Below are 14105 nucleotides of genomic sequence, written 5' to 3'. Positions count from 1 at the left end.
ATAGATCAATTGTTTACGAAACCTGAATTGGATAGTTGGATGTTTTACCAGGCCCGCTATGCTTGTTTTGACAAAAGTATTGTCAAAAATAGGGTGCAAATGTACTACATTTTCTGCTGAATAACAGTATTTTACAATTAAATAATTGTTACCGCTTGTAAATGGGGCTTCATACTCGAAGAAGTGCAATATTGAATGGAAATTATCAGAATGCGGGTATTTCTACTTCTGACATTTTGTAGAGATTATCAGGGTCAAAATCAACACCATTGTCCCAGGTTAATGTCCCGTAAGAGTCAAGACTAACTGATTTGAAATAGTCAGGATCTGCCAGCCGGCTCACCAACCCATCGTTGATCAATTTATACCTTTCTATTACTTTTTCAAGATTGATCACGCGTACTTCACCTGTATTAAACAGGCACTTGACTGTATAGTCTTCAATCGAAACGATTTTCTTGATGTAGTAAAGCATCTTATTGAAGCGGATCTATCTTGTTCCACGATTTATGATCTTCTCCCAACCGGGTAAAATTGTCTAACAATTCTGCTTCGTGAATAATTGCCCAGGCCTGCACTAATTTAAGTTGTTTGGACGGAAGGTACCCTTCGAGCAGCTCTGCATAATCCGTTCGCCGATCACCCGTTTTGCATTCGACCCCGGGTTTAGTTACTTTGTAACAATTGACATAACAATGAACATTACTATGAACAAAAATTTGCTGGCTGGATTATTCTTGTCCGCTGCAACCATTGCAAATGCGCAGGATGATGCTGCAAAGTACGCAGCGAGCATTACGCCGGAAGATCTTAAAAAACACCTCGTGATTATTGCTTCCGACAGTTTGGAAGGCAGAGATACCGGCTCGCCGGGACAGAAAAAGGCTGCTGAATACGTTTCAAAATACTATAAGCAATTCGGCCTGGAACCTGCGGCGACAACTGCTGACGGGGCAAAAAGCTATTTGCAGAAATATACTTTGTACAAAAGAAGCTATGGTGATGTATATGCAAAAGCAGGCGGGAAGAAGTATGAGTTCAACAAAGATTTTTTCCTCAATGGGTTGCTAACCGTGCCCGAAGAGATATCCACGAATGTGGTACTCGCCGGTTTTGGTATCGAAGACCAGGCTTATTCTGATTACAAAAACCTGGATGTTAAAGGCAAATCGGTCATCATTTTTGAGGGGGAACCAAAGGGGGCCGACGGTAAATACCTGCTCAGCGGTACTACTGAAAAAGGAAAATGGGGCGCAACTGTCGGCTGGCAGAACAAAGTAAAACTGGCGTATGAAAAAGGTGCGAAATATGTGTTAAGGAAATCCGCCAGCGCGCGGCAATGGCGCGGAGGTTCAGTGCACCTACATTGAAACCGGTACAGGAGAATCCAAATGCGATTGCTGCATTCGGTGTGTCGCAGGAGCTGGCCGCCAAAATCCTGAATACCTCTGTTGCGAAACTTGCGAAGAGCCGCGAGTCGATTGAAAAATCAGGTAAGGCTTTGACCAAAAATCCTACAGGCGAAGTATCGATCAAAGTAGAGCGCATCAGTGAAACCATTGATACAGAAAATGTCGCGGCTTTCATGGAAGGCAGTGATAAAAAAGAAGAAGTACTTGTAATCAGCGCGCATTTGGATCACATTGGTATCTCGCCGAATGGAGAAATCAACAATGGGGCCGATGACGATGGATCAGGAACTGTGTCGCTGCTCGAAATCGCAGAAGCTTTCAGCAAAGCCAAAGCCGAAGGAAAAGGACCAAGAAGAAGCATTCTGTTTTTGAATGTAACGGGTGAAGAAAAAGGGCTGTTTGGTTCGGAATACTATTCTGAAAATCCATTGTACCCATTGAAAAACACGATTGCGGATCTGAATATTGATATGATAGGTCGCGTGGATGAAGCGCATAAAGACGATCACAAATACGTATACCTGATTGGCTCAGACAAGCTTTCATCAAAGCTGCACGAGATCAGCGAGGAGGCCAATAAGAAGTATGTCAACTTCAAGCTGGACTATACTTTCAACGATCCGAAAGATCCAAACCGCTTTTACTACCGCTCCGACCATTACAATTTTGCCAAAGTGGGCGTGCCAGTTATTTTCTATTTCACTGGCGTGCACGAAGATTACCACAAGCCGGGCGATGATGTTGAGAAAATCCTTTTTGACAAACAATCCTCCATCGTAAAGCTGGTTTTCCACACAGCCTGGGAACTCGTGAACCGCGACGATCGGATTGTGGTGGATAGTAATAAGGAGTAGTTTTAAAGGAGAATGGAGGAGGGATTAAAGGGAGGAGGAAGTCTGACAAGGATAGATACTAATTATATGAGAGCTTTGATTTGGGGTTTTGCTTTTTGGAGTTGCATTTTTTCAGTTGCGTGCTTTGCCCAGGTACCTACTGAAAATGCATTGCTTTGGGAGATTACAAAACCGGGTCAGCCCAAGCCTTCTTACCTTTTTGGTACCATTCATTTAATCTGCCCGACTGATTTTGCATTGAGCGACTCGCTGAAAGCGGCGGTTTCCAGGAGCGAGCAAATTGCTTTGGAAATGGATATGGACGATCCGGGGATGATGATGAACATGATGAAATCGATGAATATGCGGGACGGAAACGAGTTGAAAAAGCTCGTTTCCGAATCGGAATACAACAAGCTCGATCAGTTTTACAAAGACTCAGTAGGTGTGGGAATTGCGATGTTTGAGAAAGCGAAACCATTTGTTTTAATGGGGCCGCTGTTTAATGCAGTACTGGATTGTCAGCCGCAATCGTACGAAATGTCCCTGGTGGAGCTTGCCAAAAAGCAGCAGTCGGAGGTAATCGGAATCGAGGGAATGGACGAGCAAATGGCGATTTTTGATTCTAGTCCTTATAAAGATCAGGTGAGAATGATTTTATCAATGATCGATAATTTGCCGAAAGCCAGGAAGGAGTTCAAAGATCTGGTAGCACTTTACAAAACGCAGAACATCAACGAGCTTTATAAACTAACCCTGAAAAGCGAATTTGGTCTCGATGGGAATGAAGAAATTATGCTTCTTGACAGAAACAAAAAGTGGATCCCGCGTATTGAAAAGATCGTTTCGGAAAAACCTACATTCATCGCAGTAGGCGCCGCGCATTTAGGTGGCGAGCGCGGGGTTATTGCATTACTCCGGAAACAGGGATACAAAATCCGGCCAGTTCTCTGACTTCGCTTCAAAAAGAAGAAATCCAGTCGGTAAGCAGTTCGGGCGTGAAGAACAGCAACAGCACTGCGGCCACCAACAATCCAGCTGCAATTTTGCCCGCAAACTCATTTTGGCCGCTGTAAGTTTTGCTTTGCGTATTCTTGAAAAACAACAGATACGGAAGCTTCATGTAATAAGCAAGCGCAACCGCCGCATTCAGTATTCCGCCAATCAGCAACCAGAGCATCCATGGAAATTCCTGCTGCCGGTAACTTTCCCAAAGTGAAGAAAACACCAGGAGCTTTGAAGTAAATCCACCAGTAGGCGGCAGTCCGGCCAGCGCGACCATTATAATTGTTAAAGCCGCCGAAATCCACACTGATTTTTTACCTAACCCTTCGTAATCAGTAAATGCAGTGTCTGACTTTGGCTGCAATAAGTCCACCAGAAAGAATGCAGCCATATTGATAATCAGATAAGCTGCTGTATAAAATACCGCCGATTCGAAGCCAAATCTGCTGTACGCGGCAATACCCACGAGAAGGTAACCGGCCTGTGAAATGGAAGAATAGGCGAGTAACCTGCGAACATTGTGTTGCCAGAGTGCAGCTACATTTCCAACAGTAATGCTGATCAATGCGATACCTCCCAAAACAGGGAAGTACTGGGCAGGCAGAATTCCGGCCAGTCGCATTAACACCAATATTACCGCGGCTTTCGGAGCCACGGACAGGAAAGATACTAGTGGGGTTGGCGCAGCTTCGTAAACATCGGGTGTCCACACGTGAAAAGGAACAAGCGACAACTTAAAAAGGAGCCCGGCGAGTGTCAGTACAATGGTTACCGTTACCACAAAATCCGGATTGTTACTCAGTCCCACTGTCATCATTTCACTGGTAATGTCCATGGTTCCTGTTATTCCGTAAATCAGCGAAATCCCGTAAAGCATTACTGCGGAGCTGGCTGCGCCAAAGAGCAGGTACTTAATTCCGCCTTCGGCTGCTTTCCGGTAAGGGGATAATGCAACCAGAATGTAAGAGCTGATCGAGATGAGTTCGAGGGAGAGGTAAATGGAGAGGAAATGTGTTGACATACTCAACAGGTTCATTCCGGCAACCGCTGCAATCAGCAATGCATTGAACTCAGGAGGGAAATCATACTTTAAAATCCGCACATGCAGCAGCGTAAACAGCCACGCGAATGCGATCAGGAGTTTGAAGAAAACAGCTTGCCGGTCGAGAAAAAGCAGCGGGTGAAAACGGAACGAAGGTTCAGCATTCCATTGTAATAACAACAGGAAAATGGTAGCAATACTGCCCGCCAGCGCAATGCTGCTCAGGTAAGAGGCCGACTTCTTTGAATCAAACCTTTTCAGAAAAAGCAGCTCAGCCAGCAGGATGAAGCAAAATAGGAGAGCCAGGAAAATTTCCGGTACGATGCCAGACAGACTTTGGCGTATATGTATGAGCTGCTCGCTTATATTCAATGGAACGGGTACAATTTTTTTGGCAAAAGTACTTAAAGATGGCAGGGAAACCAGCCTGAGCGGCTACCCGACTTCGAACTTATCAAATTAACCAACTTAAATCATGAAATATCTTAGAAGATTTTTTCTCCTGACACCGATACTTCTGGCCCAGCTTGCAACTGCGCAGGACTCCACCGGGCTGGCAGGTACTCCCTATAATGAAGCTTCGGCAAGCACCGACGGTTCGCATTATCTTTTCAAAGAATGGTACACCGGAAGTGTACGTACAAGTGACGACCGCGTACATGACGGGATCAAAATCCGGTACGATGTAAATAAAGACGAACTGGAGTATAAAGCAGATTCGGGTATGTACCGGGTTTCCGGCGGGATCAAAGAATTCAATCTTCCAACCGGTACTGACTTATATACATTCAGAAGCGGCTACCCTGCTGTTGCCGATCAATCTGAGAAGAGCTTTTACCGCCTGATGTACGATGGAAATACAAAGCTTTTGAAAAAATACGTGAAGCCGATCAAGGTGGAAAAAGCGAGCGCTACCATGCAAATGGATCCTTCGGCAAAACTTTACATTCTGAAAGACGGGAAAATGAATCTGGTAGATCTGAAAAATCGCAACAGCTTCCTGAAACTGCTTACGGACGAGAAGAACAAAATGCAATATGTGATCCGGGAACAGCAGCTGGACTTCGCCGGTGACGACGACCTGATGAAGTTACTGGAAGAATACGATTCCTATAAAGCAGGGCGAGGCGGAAACTGATCGCTACTTTTCAACAATCCAGCGGTTCACGCTGTTGTATTTCGCTTCTAACACCACTTTAAAAAAGCCGGATGGATATTTATTGATATCTATTTCGGCTTTTCTATTTGTAACAGGTACCTCGGCAGCCAGGTGGTAAAGGTCGCGCGAACCTTTGGCGAAGTTGTTGGTAGTTGTCAGCCAAACTTTCACATTTCCCTCTTTTTCGATCGGCTGCCACGAAACCAGCAGCTTACCTTGCTCCTTTTTTACGACGGGACTTGTTACAGACAATTTGCCCGTGAATGCAGTCCCATCTACCTCAAAGGCCTGGTCTTTCGGAATGTTGATATCCATGTGGCGCGCTACCGTTGGCATGATATCCACAATGCCGGGGTTGTTTTTGAAGTTCGCATTCAGGTTTTTCGCATTGGTAACAATCCAGGTTCCCCGCTCCCGGTCCGACTGTCCGCCGTGACCCTTACCTGTTTTCGCGTCGCGGCCGTGATCTGTGGTGATAACTACAAGCCAGTCTTCATTAAAGGTTTTTTCACGGTATTGAATGGATTTCCAGAGCCGGCCCATTTGGTTGTCCATATACCCGATCGCTTTGTGAAATTGCTCGCTGTCGCCGAAACGGTGGCCCATATCGTCGGTATATTCGAGGTAAACCCACGACATATCCGGTCCGTTATCGTGAATGTACAATGCAGCTTCGTCCACCACTTTCTCGTCGATTTTGTGAATGTACTCTGCCTGTTTATCGTGCGGGAAATGGATTGTATCCAGCTCAAAGCCATCGAAAGAATAGTCGAGCTGCAACTTGTTGGTCTGCTCCAAACCTTCGCCGACCAGCTTGGTGCGGTTATCTAGCCAAGTTGAGAAAATGGCGGTCTTTTTATGCGGGTATTGACTTTCAAGAAAGCGGAAAAGTGTCCAATAGTGGTAATTAGGATCCTTAATATCGTTATCGGGTACATTGTGCTTGTTAAACCAGGTGCCGGTTAGCAGACTGTTGTAACCCACTGCTGAAATGGTGGGTGTTTCTGAGTAGGTACCTTTGTCGCCGCCCACGTGTGCGCGGGTGTAGCCGCCTGTTTTCGCAATTGCGTCGAGGTTTGGTGTCGGGATCTTTTCTTTGCTATCACTGGAAATCCCGTCTACGATTACAAAGAGCGTCTTTTTAATTTTTGTTTGGGCAAAAATACTTTCGTTTTGAAAAGTCAGCAGTACGCAGCTGAGCAGGGATAGACGTAGGAATTTCATTTGATATAAAATAAAAATGCCCTCAAATTAACGGCGATTTTACCGGATTTGAGAGCATCAATGCACTAAGAAATTATTAATAAATGGTATCAGGGAGTGACAGGTTGTTCAGGTACTACTTCTGTTTTCTTCTTTTTACCAAAAACATAAACCAGTCCAAAGTGGCTTTTCAAAACCCCGCTGTCAAATTCATCTTTTACATACGGGTTCAATTCAAGCGCGAGCTGAATGTTCCGGTTTTGAGGCAAAGGTGAAATCCGAACACCTACATTGAGGGAATATCCATCGATGGTGATCAAATCTGCATTCGCATCTGCAATGCGGTAAAGCGGATTCAGGCGAAGTCCGCCGCCAATGTACCATTGTACTACTTCGCCTCTTTTGAGGTTGATCATCGGAAGCAGGTCTACGCTCAGACTACTAAATAGTGAGTTCGTCTGAAAACGTGTATCGAGCCAGATCGCTTTCTTCGAATTGGTACTGACCGAAAGCAGGCTGCTCCACGGATAATAACCCACCGAAGCCTGCGCTTTGAGCGTCCCGGTACTTAATGCAAACAGAATAATGAGAGAGCAAAGCAATTTTTTCATCTAGCGGCGCATTGCTTTGTTCAGCTTACCAGCTGCCTGCATGGTATTCATTTTCTTCATCATTCTCCGCATTTCATCAAATTGCTTGATCAGGTTATTGACCTGCAAAATGGTGGTTCCGCTACCTGCGGCAATGCGTTTCTTGCGGCTGCCGTCGATCATATCCGGATTTTCCCGCTCTTTTTTGGTCATCGATTGAATAATCGCTTCGATGGGTTTGAAAGATTCATTGCTGATATCCAGATCCTTCATCGCACTTCCCATTCCCGGGATCATACCGATCAGATCTTTCACATTACCCATTTTCTTGATCTGCTGCAACTGACCGAGGAAGTCGTCAAAATCAAACTTGTTCTGACGCATTTTGGCATTGATCCGCTTCGCTTCGTCTTCGTCAAAAGCCTGCTGCGCGCGTTCAACAAGGGATATTACGTCCCCCATTCCCAGGATCCGGCTCGCCATCCTGTCAGGATAGAACGAATCCAGCGCCTCCATTTTCTCACCGGTACTGATGTATTTGATCGGTTTGTCAACAATCTGACGGATAGAAAGCGCCGCTCCACCACGTGCGTCACCGTCGAGCTTGGTTAAAACAACACCGTCAAAATCAAGTCTTTCGTTAAATGTCTTGGCTGTATTCACCGCATCCTGGCCCGTCATGGAATCCACGACAAACAGGATTTCGGAAGGTCTTACCGAAGATTTAATATCCTCCACCTCTTTCATCATCACCTCGTCAACCGCCAAACGCCCCGCTGTATCGACGATCACGATCTTTTTGCCTGTTTTCCGCGCATGTGCTACCGCATTTGTCGCGATGCTCACTGCATTCTTGTTTTCAGGCTCTGAATATACTTCCACTCCCACCTGCTCGCCGAGCACTTTCAGCTGGTCGATCGCCGCGGGGCGGTACACGTCGCAGGCAGTTAATAACACCTGGCGGCCTTGTTTTTTCAGCAATGCAGCAAGCTTACCCGAGAAAGTCGTTTTACCCGAACCCTGCAAACCTGCGATCAAAATCACAGCCGGGTCACCTTTGATATTGATACCTTCGGCCGTTCCGCCCATGAGCTCGGTGAGCTCTTCCTGTACGATCTTGACAAACATTTGCCCTGGCTCAACCGAGATCAATATCTTCCTGTCGAGTGCTTTGTCGCGGATGCGGTCGGTAATTTCTTTGGCAACTTTAAAGTTAACGTCAGCGTCGACCAGCGCTTTACGCACTTCTTTGGTGGTAGCCGCCACGTTAATGTCTGATATCCTGTCCTTTCCTTTTAGTGTGCGAAAGGCATTGTTAAGCTTATCCTGTAAGTTCTCAAACATGGAGTATATGAAATATTATGCTGGATCTGATTTGAAATAAGTTACAAATGTATAAATAAAATAAGGAGTACAGGAAAGGGAATCCTGCACTCCTTAAAAATCAATACGAGATATAGCTTCTGTTATTTATTGCCTTTGAACTTCGCAGCTACCCAGCGGAACATTTTCTTTTCTTTTTCCCAAAAAAATGAAAACTGGCCGAGCAGAAATCCGTAAGCCAACAGCAAAGTCTGGTACATCGGGAAGATAAAAATGATGTAGGTGATGGTTTTAAGCCACATCGGAGTAAGGTCATCGTAACCCAGAAGGTAAAAGAGCCCCTTTCTGAACCAGACTACCGAAGAGCCGGCCAAACTAAAAACCGCCAGTACGATCAAAACCTGCCTGGTTGTTTCTAAACCCCATCTTTCCTGCATTTTGCCCAACCAGGGCTGCGCATTTTTTTCTCCGCTTTGCATATTTTACTTACCTGCTTTTTTGAATTGTTTGCAAAGAAACAATGCGGATCGCACTTTTCCTTGATTTTAATGAATGTTTAATTGTGACTTTAGTCAGTGGAATAGGTGCGTAATTGGCAGGTAAACTGCCAGGTCCAGTAAGCCGAAAGCCGACGGCTGAAAGCGTCAAAGAGAAGTCCCGATTCCAGGATCGGAAAAACGCTTGTCCCGGATAAATTGCTCGTCGTTTAATGTTCGTAAAAATGCAATGATCGACTGCTTTTCAACTGCATTTAGCTGGATCCCCGGTTTGCTGCCGCTTTTTAGCAACGGATCAAGTGTGGCCGATTCGTGAATACTTGCTTTTGCATTGTCGTTGGCGTAGTGGTTAAGTACCTCTTCCAGTGTAGTAAAACGGCCGTCGTGCATGTAAGGCGCAGTCAGCCCAATGTTCCGTAGGCTGGGTACTTTGAATTTCAGCCGGTCACTTTCATTTAAGGTAATTGCGTATCTACCTTGATCGTTGATCCGGTTAGGCGGCAGTCCGTTGTTTCTGAAACTGTGATCGGTAAAAAGCTCGGTAGCGTGGCAGGAACTGCATTTTTGTTTGAAGATCGATAAACCTTCTTTTTCGGTCGCATTCAATGCAGAAGCGTCGCCTTGCAGGTAGTAATCGTAGCGCGAAGTAGCCGAAACCATCGTCATCATAAACTGCGACAATGCTTTCATCATTTTATCCGCCGTAATTTCATCCGTTCCAAAAGTAGCTTTGAACATCTTCGGGTAGTTAACCTGCTTGGTAGCTCCTGTTACCGGCGTTTTTTTGAGCCTTTCCACCACATTTGCGACTTTGTCTCCCATTTCCACTTCATTCTGGATCGGTACCGGCGGTACTTCGTCCATTGCATGCACGCCGCCGTCCCAGAAAAAGGAAGTACTCCACGCCATATTTTGCACCGAAGGCGAATTGCGGATACCAGTTTTATCGTCAACCCCGTGACTCAGCTCGTGGCCGTGGTGAGTAAATGCAGCCTGCTGCTGGTGGCAGGTACCACAACCGATATTGTCAGTTCTGGAAAGAATTCCATCGTAAAATAGAAACCTGCCCAGTTCGATTCCCTCTTCGGTTAATGGATTTTTGGACAAATCGTAAACAGGGGCGGGAAAGTAGGTAGGCTGGGTAAATTTAACAGGAGTCGGCCCGGTAGGTTTTGGTTCTGGTCCTGGCAGCGGCGTTTCAGGGTCCTTTCCGCAAGAAAAAGCGACCAGCAAAAGCCAGGAAAGCATTACCAGAAAATGGAAGGCTTTTTTCATCACAGCTACTGACTCATAATCAGTTGGTACGAACCTCTTTGATACTGAACATATTCACATAATTATTGGCAATGTCAGCTGATATCGGCTCGTACATGACACCCGGGTTTTTGGCGATACTCAGTTTCGTCGGTCCATCGAAAATTTTGAGAATATCCGCCTTGATGTAAACCTGCGGGCTCATTGAAGTGGTAACTGCCGCCTGGGCATTGAAGTTCAGCTTTACGCTTCTAAGGTTATTAAGCGTTTTCGCAGTTCTTCCGCCAAAGCCACCAATGTGGTATTCATATTTTCCATTGGCAGTAGTAGACGATTCTGATGCACCTTCGAGTTTCAGGAATATATAACCCGGGTTCCAGTTCCAGTACATCCCTTCTTCGTTCGTCGGGCCGGAATATATATCCAGGACCCCCTTTCTGTTCTCAGGCTCTTCAATGCTTTTCAGACTGTCGACCCCAATCACGTATTCAATTCCTGTATAATTGCCAATAGGCACATTGTTGATCCTGATCGTCTGCGAAGCTTCATTTACTTCCCGAACCAAGAAGTAGCTGGAATCTTTCGGTACCGTAAAGCTGCTGCCGTCGGTTTTGGTAAATTTAATATTCGAAATGTAGTAATTCAGCTTGCTCACTGTAAAATCTTCCCCGGCTGCATTCGTGTAAGTCCCGCTATTCAAAGCCAGGTTTGCATTGCCGGCTACATTATCAAAATTTACCAGCATACTGCCTGTTTCGACAGTTGGTTCATTATCATCGGAACAGGAAAGCTGAAACAGCGCCAATGCGAGAAATGCGAAGGCAGTTGAGAGGGAAAAGTACTTTTTCATAGACTATCTGAAATAGAATGAAGGTATTTACTTAAAAGATAAACAGAAAAAAGGGTGCATTTATGCGAAAAACGGGGCAATGGAAAATGAAAAATTATCATTTGTGGCTATGTACCGATGTTAAAACGTGCATTTCTGTTCCCATACAGTAATTTTTCTATATTTGCCCTTTAAACAATATGCGGGTTTGGTCTCCGTTTATGTTCAAAGTCATTTTTCCAGGATTGACCTCTGTTCCATTCGCTTAAACTTTCACTATTATATTTAATATGATGCTTCTGCAAGCACTTACTGACTCTACGGTAGCCGCGCCTGTTGCTGACCAGGGACTTTCCATTATAGATCTTCTCGCAAAAGGGGGTTGGGTTATGTTACCGCTGGGATTGCTTTTTCTGGCAACTCTTTTTTTGATTATCGAACGTTTCTTGGGTATTAATGCGAATGGAAAGATCGAGCATCAGTTTGTTGATAATGTAAAAGATTTCATTCAGCAGGGTAACCTCAAATCGGCCGAATCACTTTGCCGCAATCAGCGCAATGCAGCCGGAAGAATCCTGGAAAGAGCAATCGGCCGCATTGGATATCCGATTAAGGATATTGAAACTACCATCGAAAATGCAAGTCAGATCGAAATCCAGCGAATGGAAGGGAATTTGCCTTACCTCGGTGTAATTGCTGGTATCGCGCCTATGCTTGGTTTTGTGGGTACGATTTCGGGTATTATCCGGATTTTCTACGATATCTCTATTTCAAACGACTTCAATATCAGTACAATCGCTGGTGGTATGTACGAAAAAATGATCACATCCGGTTCCGGTTTGATCATTGGTTTGATTGCCTATGCAGGATACCACTTGCTGAACATGAAAATCGACGGATTTGCATTGCGTTTGCAAATGGCGGCTTCTGATTTTCTGGATGTATTACAAAAGCCTGTGGCTGCGAAGTAAAAGACTATCTTATTTATGAAAATACGTCGCAAGAGCCGGTTTGCCCCTGAGGTGTTTACGCACTCGCTCAACGATATTATGTTTTTCCTGCTGCTGTTCTTTTTGATCATCTCAACGATGTCCAATCCGAACGTAATCAAGCTGATGCTTCCCAAAGCTTCCGCGACGCAGCAGATGTACAAAAAGCAGATTACACTGTCGGTCGATGAAAATAAAGGCTATTTCATTGACAAAGAACCAATCCCGTTCGACCGGCTTGAAGCCGAGCTCCAAAGCATTTTCGCCAACGTGGAAGAACGCACTGTCGTTTTAAGAGTTGACAAAAACCTCGCAGTCCAGGACTTAGTCGACGTACTCGAACTAGGCGCCAAGAATGACATTAAAATGGTCATGGCTACTGCGAAATAAGCTTTTAAGGAGGAAAGGGAAAAAAGGGAGGATGGAGGAAGTATAAGCCTTTCCTCCCCTTCATCCCTTTCCTCCCCTTCATCCCTTCCCACCCTCTTCCGCGCTCCGGTAAATTTTCGAAACAATTTCCTGCAAAATTGCTCCTTGTTGGGCGTTGCAGATGTTGGTGGGTTTTCCTTCTATGGCGTCGAGGAATGCCGTCGTGTTTTTAAGCTGGATATCTGTTTCTGCCAGATGTGGGAAGTGGGTGTTTGCCATTTCTCCGCCCATTTCAGTAAAAAGTCCGAGCGGCTTGTACATTGCTCCTCCTTTTGAGCCGAATACTTCCAGGTTTACGTCCTTTTCCGCCTCCATATTCAATGCAAATGAGGCAGACAGGGTAATGCTGGCATTGTTAGGAAAGGACAAATGTGCGAAGCAGGCATCTTCTACTTCAAAGCTATCCGCGTTCCATTCCCCCATCAAACCCTTGCCGCCGGCTTTTCCGATATAATCGTAAGTATTAGCCACAACTCTGTCGGGCATCTGATAATCCAGCATGTCAAGTGCCAGGTCCAGGATATGTACACCCAGGTCCATCAAAGCGCCACCACCCTGTATCGACTTATTGGTAAAATTGCCCCAGCCTGGTATCCCACGCCTCCGCAGGTAGCGCGCATTGATATGGTAAATCTGACCTAATGTTCCTTCCTCTCTGGCTTGCCTGATAAACCCGAATTCTGGCGTTTGCCGGAGTTGCAGGTTGTAAGCGAGAATTTTGCCTTTGCTTTTGGCAAGATCTGCCATTTGAGCGGCTTCCGACGCAGTTAATGCAGGTGGTTTTTCACAAAAAACGTGACAATCATTTTCAAGCGCCTGCATCCCAAATGGATAGTGCAGGTAATTGGCGGTACAAATCACTACAAAGTCCGGGCGGCCTTCGCCAGCGTACATTTCATCGGCATTGTCGTAAGCAAATGGGATCTGGTGCTGGTCGGCAAGTGCACGAGCCTTTTCTTTGACCCGGCTGCAGATGGAAACAATTTCAACCCGGTCGGAGAGATTCTTTAATGCGGGAATGTGGTTCTGGTCGGCAATGTGGCCGCCGCCGATGATTGCGGCTTTGAGAAGTGACATGCTGTTATTTCTGGTGATAGTTGCCGTAAAATATGGAAACATAGCCAGAAATAACAGCTTATCCATTGCAGAGGTACTAGTTGTCGCTGCCAGTCTGCTGCTTATGGAACTTAACAGCGCCGCTGGGGCGGAGACTGTAAGTTGCAAATGCAGTACCCGTATTGTAGTTCATGAAACGGTAGCTGCTCGAATCTGGCGTGTACCGGTACTCAGCAGTAGGTGGGGCAGAGGAGGGTTTAAATGTTTTAGTTTCAAAAAAGGCGAGAGAAGAATTGAAGAGATCTTCCACTCCCACTTTGGCAAGCTGAACACTTGATGAAAATGAGGATTGTGGCAAATGAAACCCTTGTCGCTTGTCGCCTTTGGCAGCAGCCAGGTCAAACTTGATTTCAATATTTTCTACCATTTCCAGCGGCTCACCATTCTGAATGCCGGGCTTCCATTTCGGCATATTTTTGACCAG

At 45.6% G+C, this 14105-nt stretch carries 16 protein-coding genes and 1 pseudogene; 6 read left to right on the top strand and 11 right to left on the bottom strand.

The features are described 5' to 3' along the window. Window positions 1-205 precede the first annotated feature (205 nt). Both ACTIE6_RS03020 and ACTIE6_RS03015 read right to left on the bottom strand, forming a co-directional pair. Window positions 206-475, bottom strand: a complete 270-nt coding sequence (locus tag ACTIE6_RS03020) for a DUF2442 domain-containing protein (RefSeq protein WP_439555219.1) — start codon at window positions 473-475, stop codon at window positions 206-208. A 1-nt stretch (window position 476) separates the two neighbouring features. Then, on the bottom strand, window positions 477-617 hold the full coding sequence (locus ACTIE6_RS03015; RefSeq protein WP_439555220.1) for a DUF4160 domain-containing protein: 141 nt from the start codon (window positions 615-617) through the stop codon (window positions 477-479). Window positions 618-707: 90 nt separating this feature from the next. On the opposite strand from ACTIE6_RS03015, the gene ACTIE6_RS03010 reads away from it, so the two are divergent. The 3 genes from ACTIE6_RS03010 to ACTIE6_RS03000 all read left to right on the top strand — a co-directional run bounded on the left by ACTIE6_RS03010 (window position 708) and on the right by ACTIE6_RS03000 (window position 3199). Further along, on the top strand, window positions 708-1370 hold the full coding sequence (locus ACTIE6_RS03010) for a hypothetical protein (RefSeq protein ID WP_439555218.1): 663 nt from the start codon (window positions 708-710) through the stop codon (window positions 1368-1370). Continuing rightward, window positions 1340-2266: a M28 family peptidase gene (locus ACTIE6_RS03005; RefSeq protein ID WP_439555217.1), complete on the top strand. Its 927-nt coding sequence runs from the start codon at window positions 1340-1342 to the stop codon at window positions 2264-2266. The genes ACTIE6_RS03010 and ACTIE6_RS03005 overlap by 31 nt, the downstream gene beginning before the upstream one ends. A 66-nt stretch (window positions 2267-2332) precedes the next feature. Continuing rightward, the gene (locus tag ACTIE6_RS03000) at window positions 2333-3199 is read left to right on the top strand and encodes a TraB/GumN family protein (RefSeq protein WP_439555216.1); all 867 of its coding nucleotides are present in this window, start codon (window positions 2333-2335) and stop codon (window positions 3197-3199) included. A 7-nt stretch (window positions 3200-3206) separates the two neighbouring features. Here ACTIE6_RS03000 and ACTIE6_RS02995 read toward each other — a convergent pair whose 3' ends face one another. Next, window positions 3207-4664, bottom strand: coding sequence for an NADH-quinone oxidoreductase subunit N (locus ACTIE6_RS02995; RefSeq protein WP_439555215.1), 1458 nt, complete (start codon window positions 4662-4664; stop codon window positions 3207-3209). A 103-nt stretch (window positions 4665-4767) separates the two neighbouring features. On the opposite strand from ACTIE6_RS02995, the gene ACTIE6_RS02990 reads away from it, so the two are divergent. Then, window positions 4768-5430 carry a hypothetical protein gene (locus ACTIE6_RS02990; RefSeq protein ID WP_439555214.1) on the top strand — a complete coding sequence of 221 codons (663 nt, stop codon included), beginning with the start codon at window positions 4768-4770 and terminating at the stop codon, window positions 5428-5430. 3 nt (window positions 5431-5433) lie between these two features. Here ACTIE6_RS02990 and ACTIE6_RS02985 read toward each other — a convergent pair whose 3' ends face one another. From ACTIE6_RS02985 to ACTIE6_RS02960, 6 genes are all read right to left on the bottom strand, one after another. After that, window positions 5434-6675: an alkaline phosphatase family protein gene (locus tag ACTIE6_RS02985; RefSeq protein ID WP_439555213.1), complete on the bottom strand. Its 1242-nt coding sequence runs from the start codon at window positions 6673-6675 to the stop codon at window positions 5434-5436. Between the two features lie 89 nt (window positions 6676-6764). After that, entirely contained in the window at window positions 6765-7265 is a 501-nt protein-coding gene (locus tag ACTIE6_RS02980) for a hypothetical protein (RefSeq protein ID WP_439555212.1), read from the bottom strand. Then, window positions 7266-8588, bottom strand: a complete 1323-nt coding sequence (gene ffh, locus ACTIE6_RS02975) for a signal recognition particle protein (RefSeq protein WP_439555211.1) — start codon at window positions 8586-8588, stop codon at window positions 7266-7268. It lies immediately after the preceding gene. A 122-nt stretch (window positions 8589-8710) separates the two neighbouring features. Next, window positions 8711-9046 (bottom strand): DUF6787 family protein, encoded by a 336-nt coding sequence (locus tag ACTIE6_RS02970; protein WP_056292120.1) that lies wholly within the window; start codon window positions 9044-9046, stop codon window positions 8711-8713. 165 nt (window positions 9047-9211) lie between these two features. Then, window positions 9212-10339: a cytochrome-c peroxidase gene (locus ACTIE6_RS02965; protein ID WP_439555210.1), complete on the bottom strand. Its 1128-nt coding sequence runs from the start codon at window positions 10337-10339 to the stop codon at window positions 9212-9214. A 19-nt stretch (window positions 10340-10358) separates the two neighbouring features. Beyond that, window positions 10359-11168 (bottom strand): MbnP family protein, encoded by an 810-nt coding sequence (locus ACTIE6_RS02960; protein WP_439555209.1) that lies wholly within the window; start codon window positions 11166-11168, stop codon window positions 10359-10361. A 269-nt stretch (window positions 11169-11437) separates the two neighbouring features. Here ACTIE6_RS02960 and ACTIE6_RS02955 point away from each other — a divergent pair, with 269 nt between their 5' ends. Further along, window positions 11438-12118 (top strand): MotA/TolQ/ExbB proton channel family protein, encoded by a 681-nt coding sequence (locus tag ACTIE6_RS02955; RefSeq protein ID WP_056292109.1) that lies wholly within the window; start codon window positions 11438-11440, stop codon window positions 12116-12118. Window positions 12119-12133: 15 nt separating this feature from the next. Beyond that, on the top strand, window positions 12134-12526 hold the full coding sequence (locus ACTIE6_RS02950) for an ExbD/TolR family protein (RefSeq protein ID WP_056292104.1): 393 nt from the start codon (window positions 12134-12136) through the stop codon (window positions 12524-12526). 78 nt (window positions 12527-12604) lie between these two features. Here the strand turns inward: ACTIE6_RS02950 and ACTIE6_RS02945 are convergent, their stop codons facing one another. Together ACTIE6_RS02945 and ACTIE6_RS02940 are read right to left on the bottom strand one after the other, a co-directional pair. After that, window positions 12605-13708 carry a Gfo/Idh/MocA family protein gene (locus ACTIE6_RS02945; protein WP_439555208.1) on the bottom strand — a complete coding sequence of 368 codons (1104 nt, stop codon included), beginning with the start codon at window positions 13706-13708 and terminating at the stop codon, window positions 12605-12607. A 10-nt stretch (window positions 13709-13718) separates the two neighbouring features. Next, window positions 13719-14105 (bottom strand): annotated as a pseudogene (locus ACTIE6_RS02940) (hypothetical protein); the annotation flags it as partial.

Source organism: Dyadobacter sp., assembly GCF_051859145.1.
GTDB lineage: Bacteria > Bacteroidota > Bacteroidia > Cytophagales > Spirosomataceae > Dyadobacter.
Note: the sequence above shows the minus strand (reverse complement) of the source record. Positions and strands in the feature narration are given on the sequence as shown.

Coding starts and splice junctions, on each gene's coding strand:
- ACTIE6_RS03020 (WP_439555219.1), bottom strand. CDS start 475: ATGCTTTACTACATCAAGAAAATCGTTTCGATTGAAGACTATACAGTC.
- ACTIE6_RS03010 (WP_439555218.1), top strand. CDS start 708: ATGAACAAAAATTTGCTGGCTGGATTATTCTTGTCCGCTGCAACCATT.
- ACTIE6_RS03005 (WP_439555217.1), top strand. CDS start 1,340: ATGGCGCGGAGGTTCAGTGCACCTACATTGAAACCGGTACAGGAGAAT.
- ACTIE6_RS03000 (WP_439555216.1), top strand. CDS start 2,333: ATGAGAGCTTTGATTTGGGGTTTTGCTTTTTGGAGTTGCATTTTTTCA.
- ACTIE6_RS02990 (WP_439555214.1), top strand. CDS start 4,768: ATGAAATATCTTAGAAGATTTTTTCTCCTGACACCGATACTTCTGGCC.
- ACTIE6_RS02985 (WP_439555213.1), bottom strand. CDS start 6,675: ATGAAATTCCTACGTCTATCCCTGCTCAGCTGCGTACTGCTGACTTTT.
- ACTIE6_RS02980 (WP_439555212.1), bottom strand. CDS start 7,265: ATGAAAAAATTGCTTTGCTCTCTCATTATTCTGTTTGCATTAAGTACC.
- ffh (WP_439555211.1), bottom strand. CDS start 8,588: ATGTTTGAGAACTTACAGGATAAGCTTAACAATGCCTTTCGCACACTA.
- ACTIE6_RS02970 (WP_056292120.1), bottom strand. CDS start 9,046: ATGCAAAGCGGAGAAAAAAATGCGCAGCCCTGGTTGGGCAAAATGCAG.
- ACTIE6_RS02965 (WP_439555210.1), bottom strand. CDS start 10,339: ATGAAAAAAGCCTTCCATTTTCTGGTAATGCTTTCCTGGCTTTTGCTG.
- ACTIE6_RS02960 (WP_439555209.1), bottom strand. CDS start 11,168: ATGAAAAAGTACTTTTCCCTCTCAACTGCCTTCGCATTTCTCGCATTG.
- ACTIE6_RS02955 (WP_056292109.1), top strand. CDS start 11,438: ATGATGCTTCTGCAAGCACTTACTGACTCTACGGTAGCCGCGCCTGTT.
- ACTIE6_RS02950 (WP_056292104.1), top strand. CDS start 12,134: ATGAAAATACGTCGCAAGAGCCGGTTTGCCCCTGAGGTGTTTACGCAC.
- ACTIE6_RS02945 (WP_439555208.1), bottom strand. CDS start 13,708: ATGGATAAGCTGTTATTTCTGGCTATGTTTCCATATTTTACGGCAACT.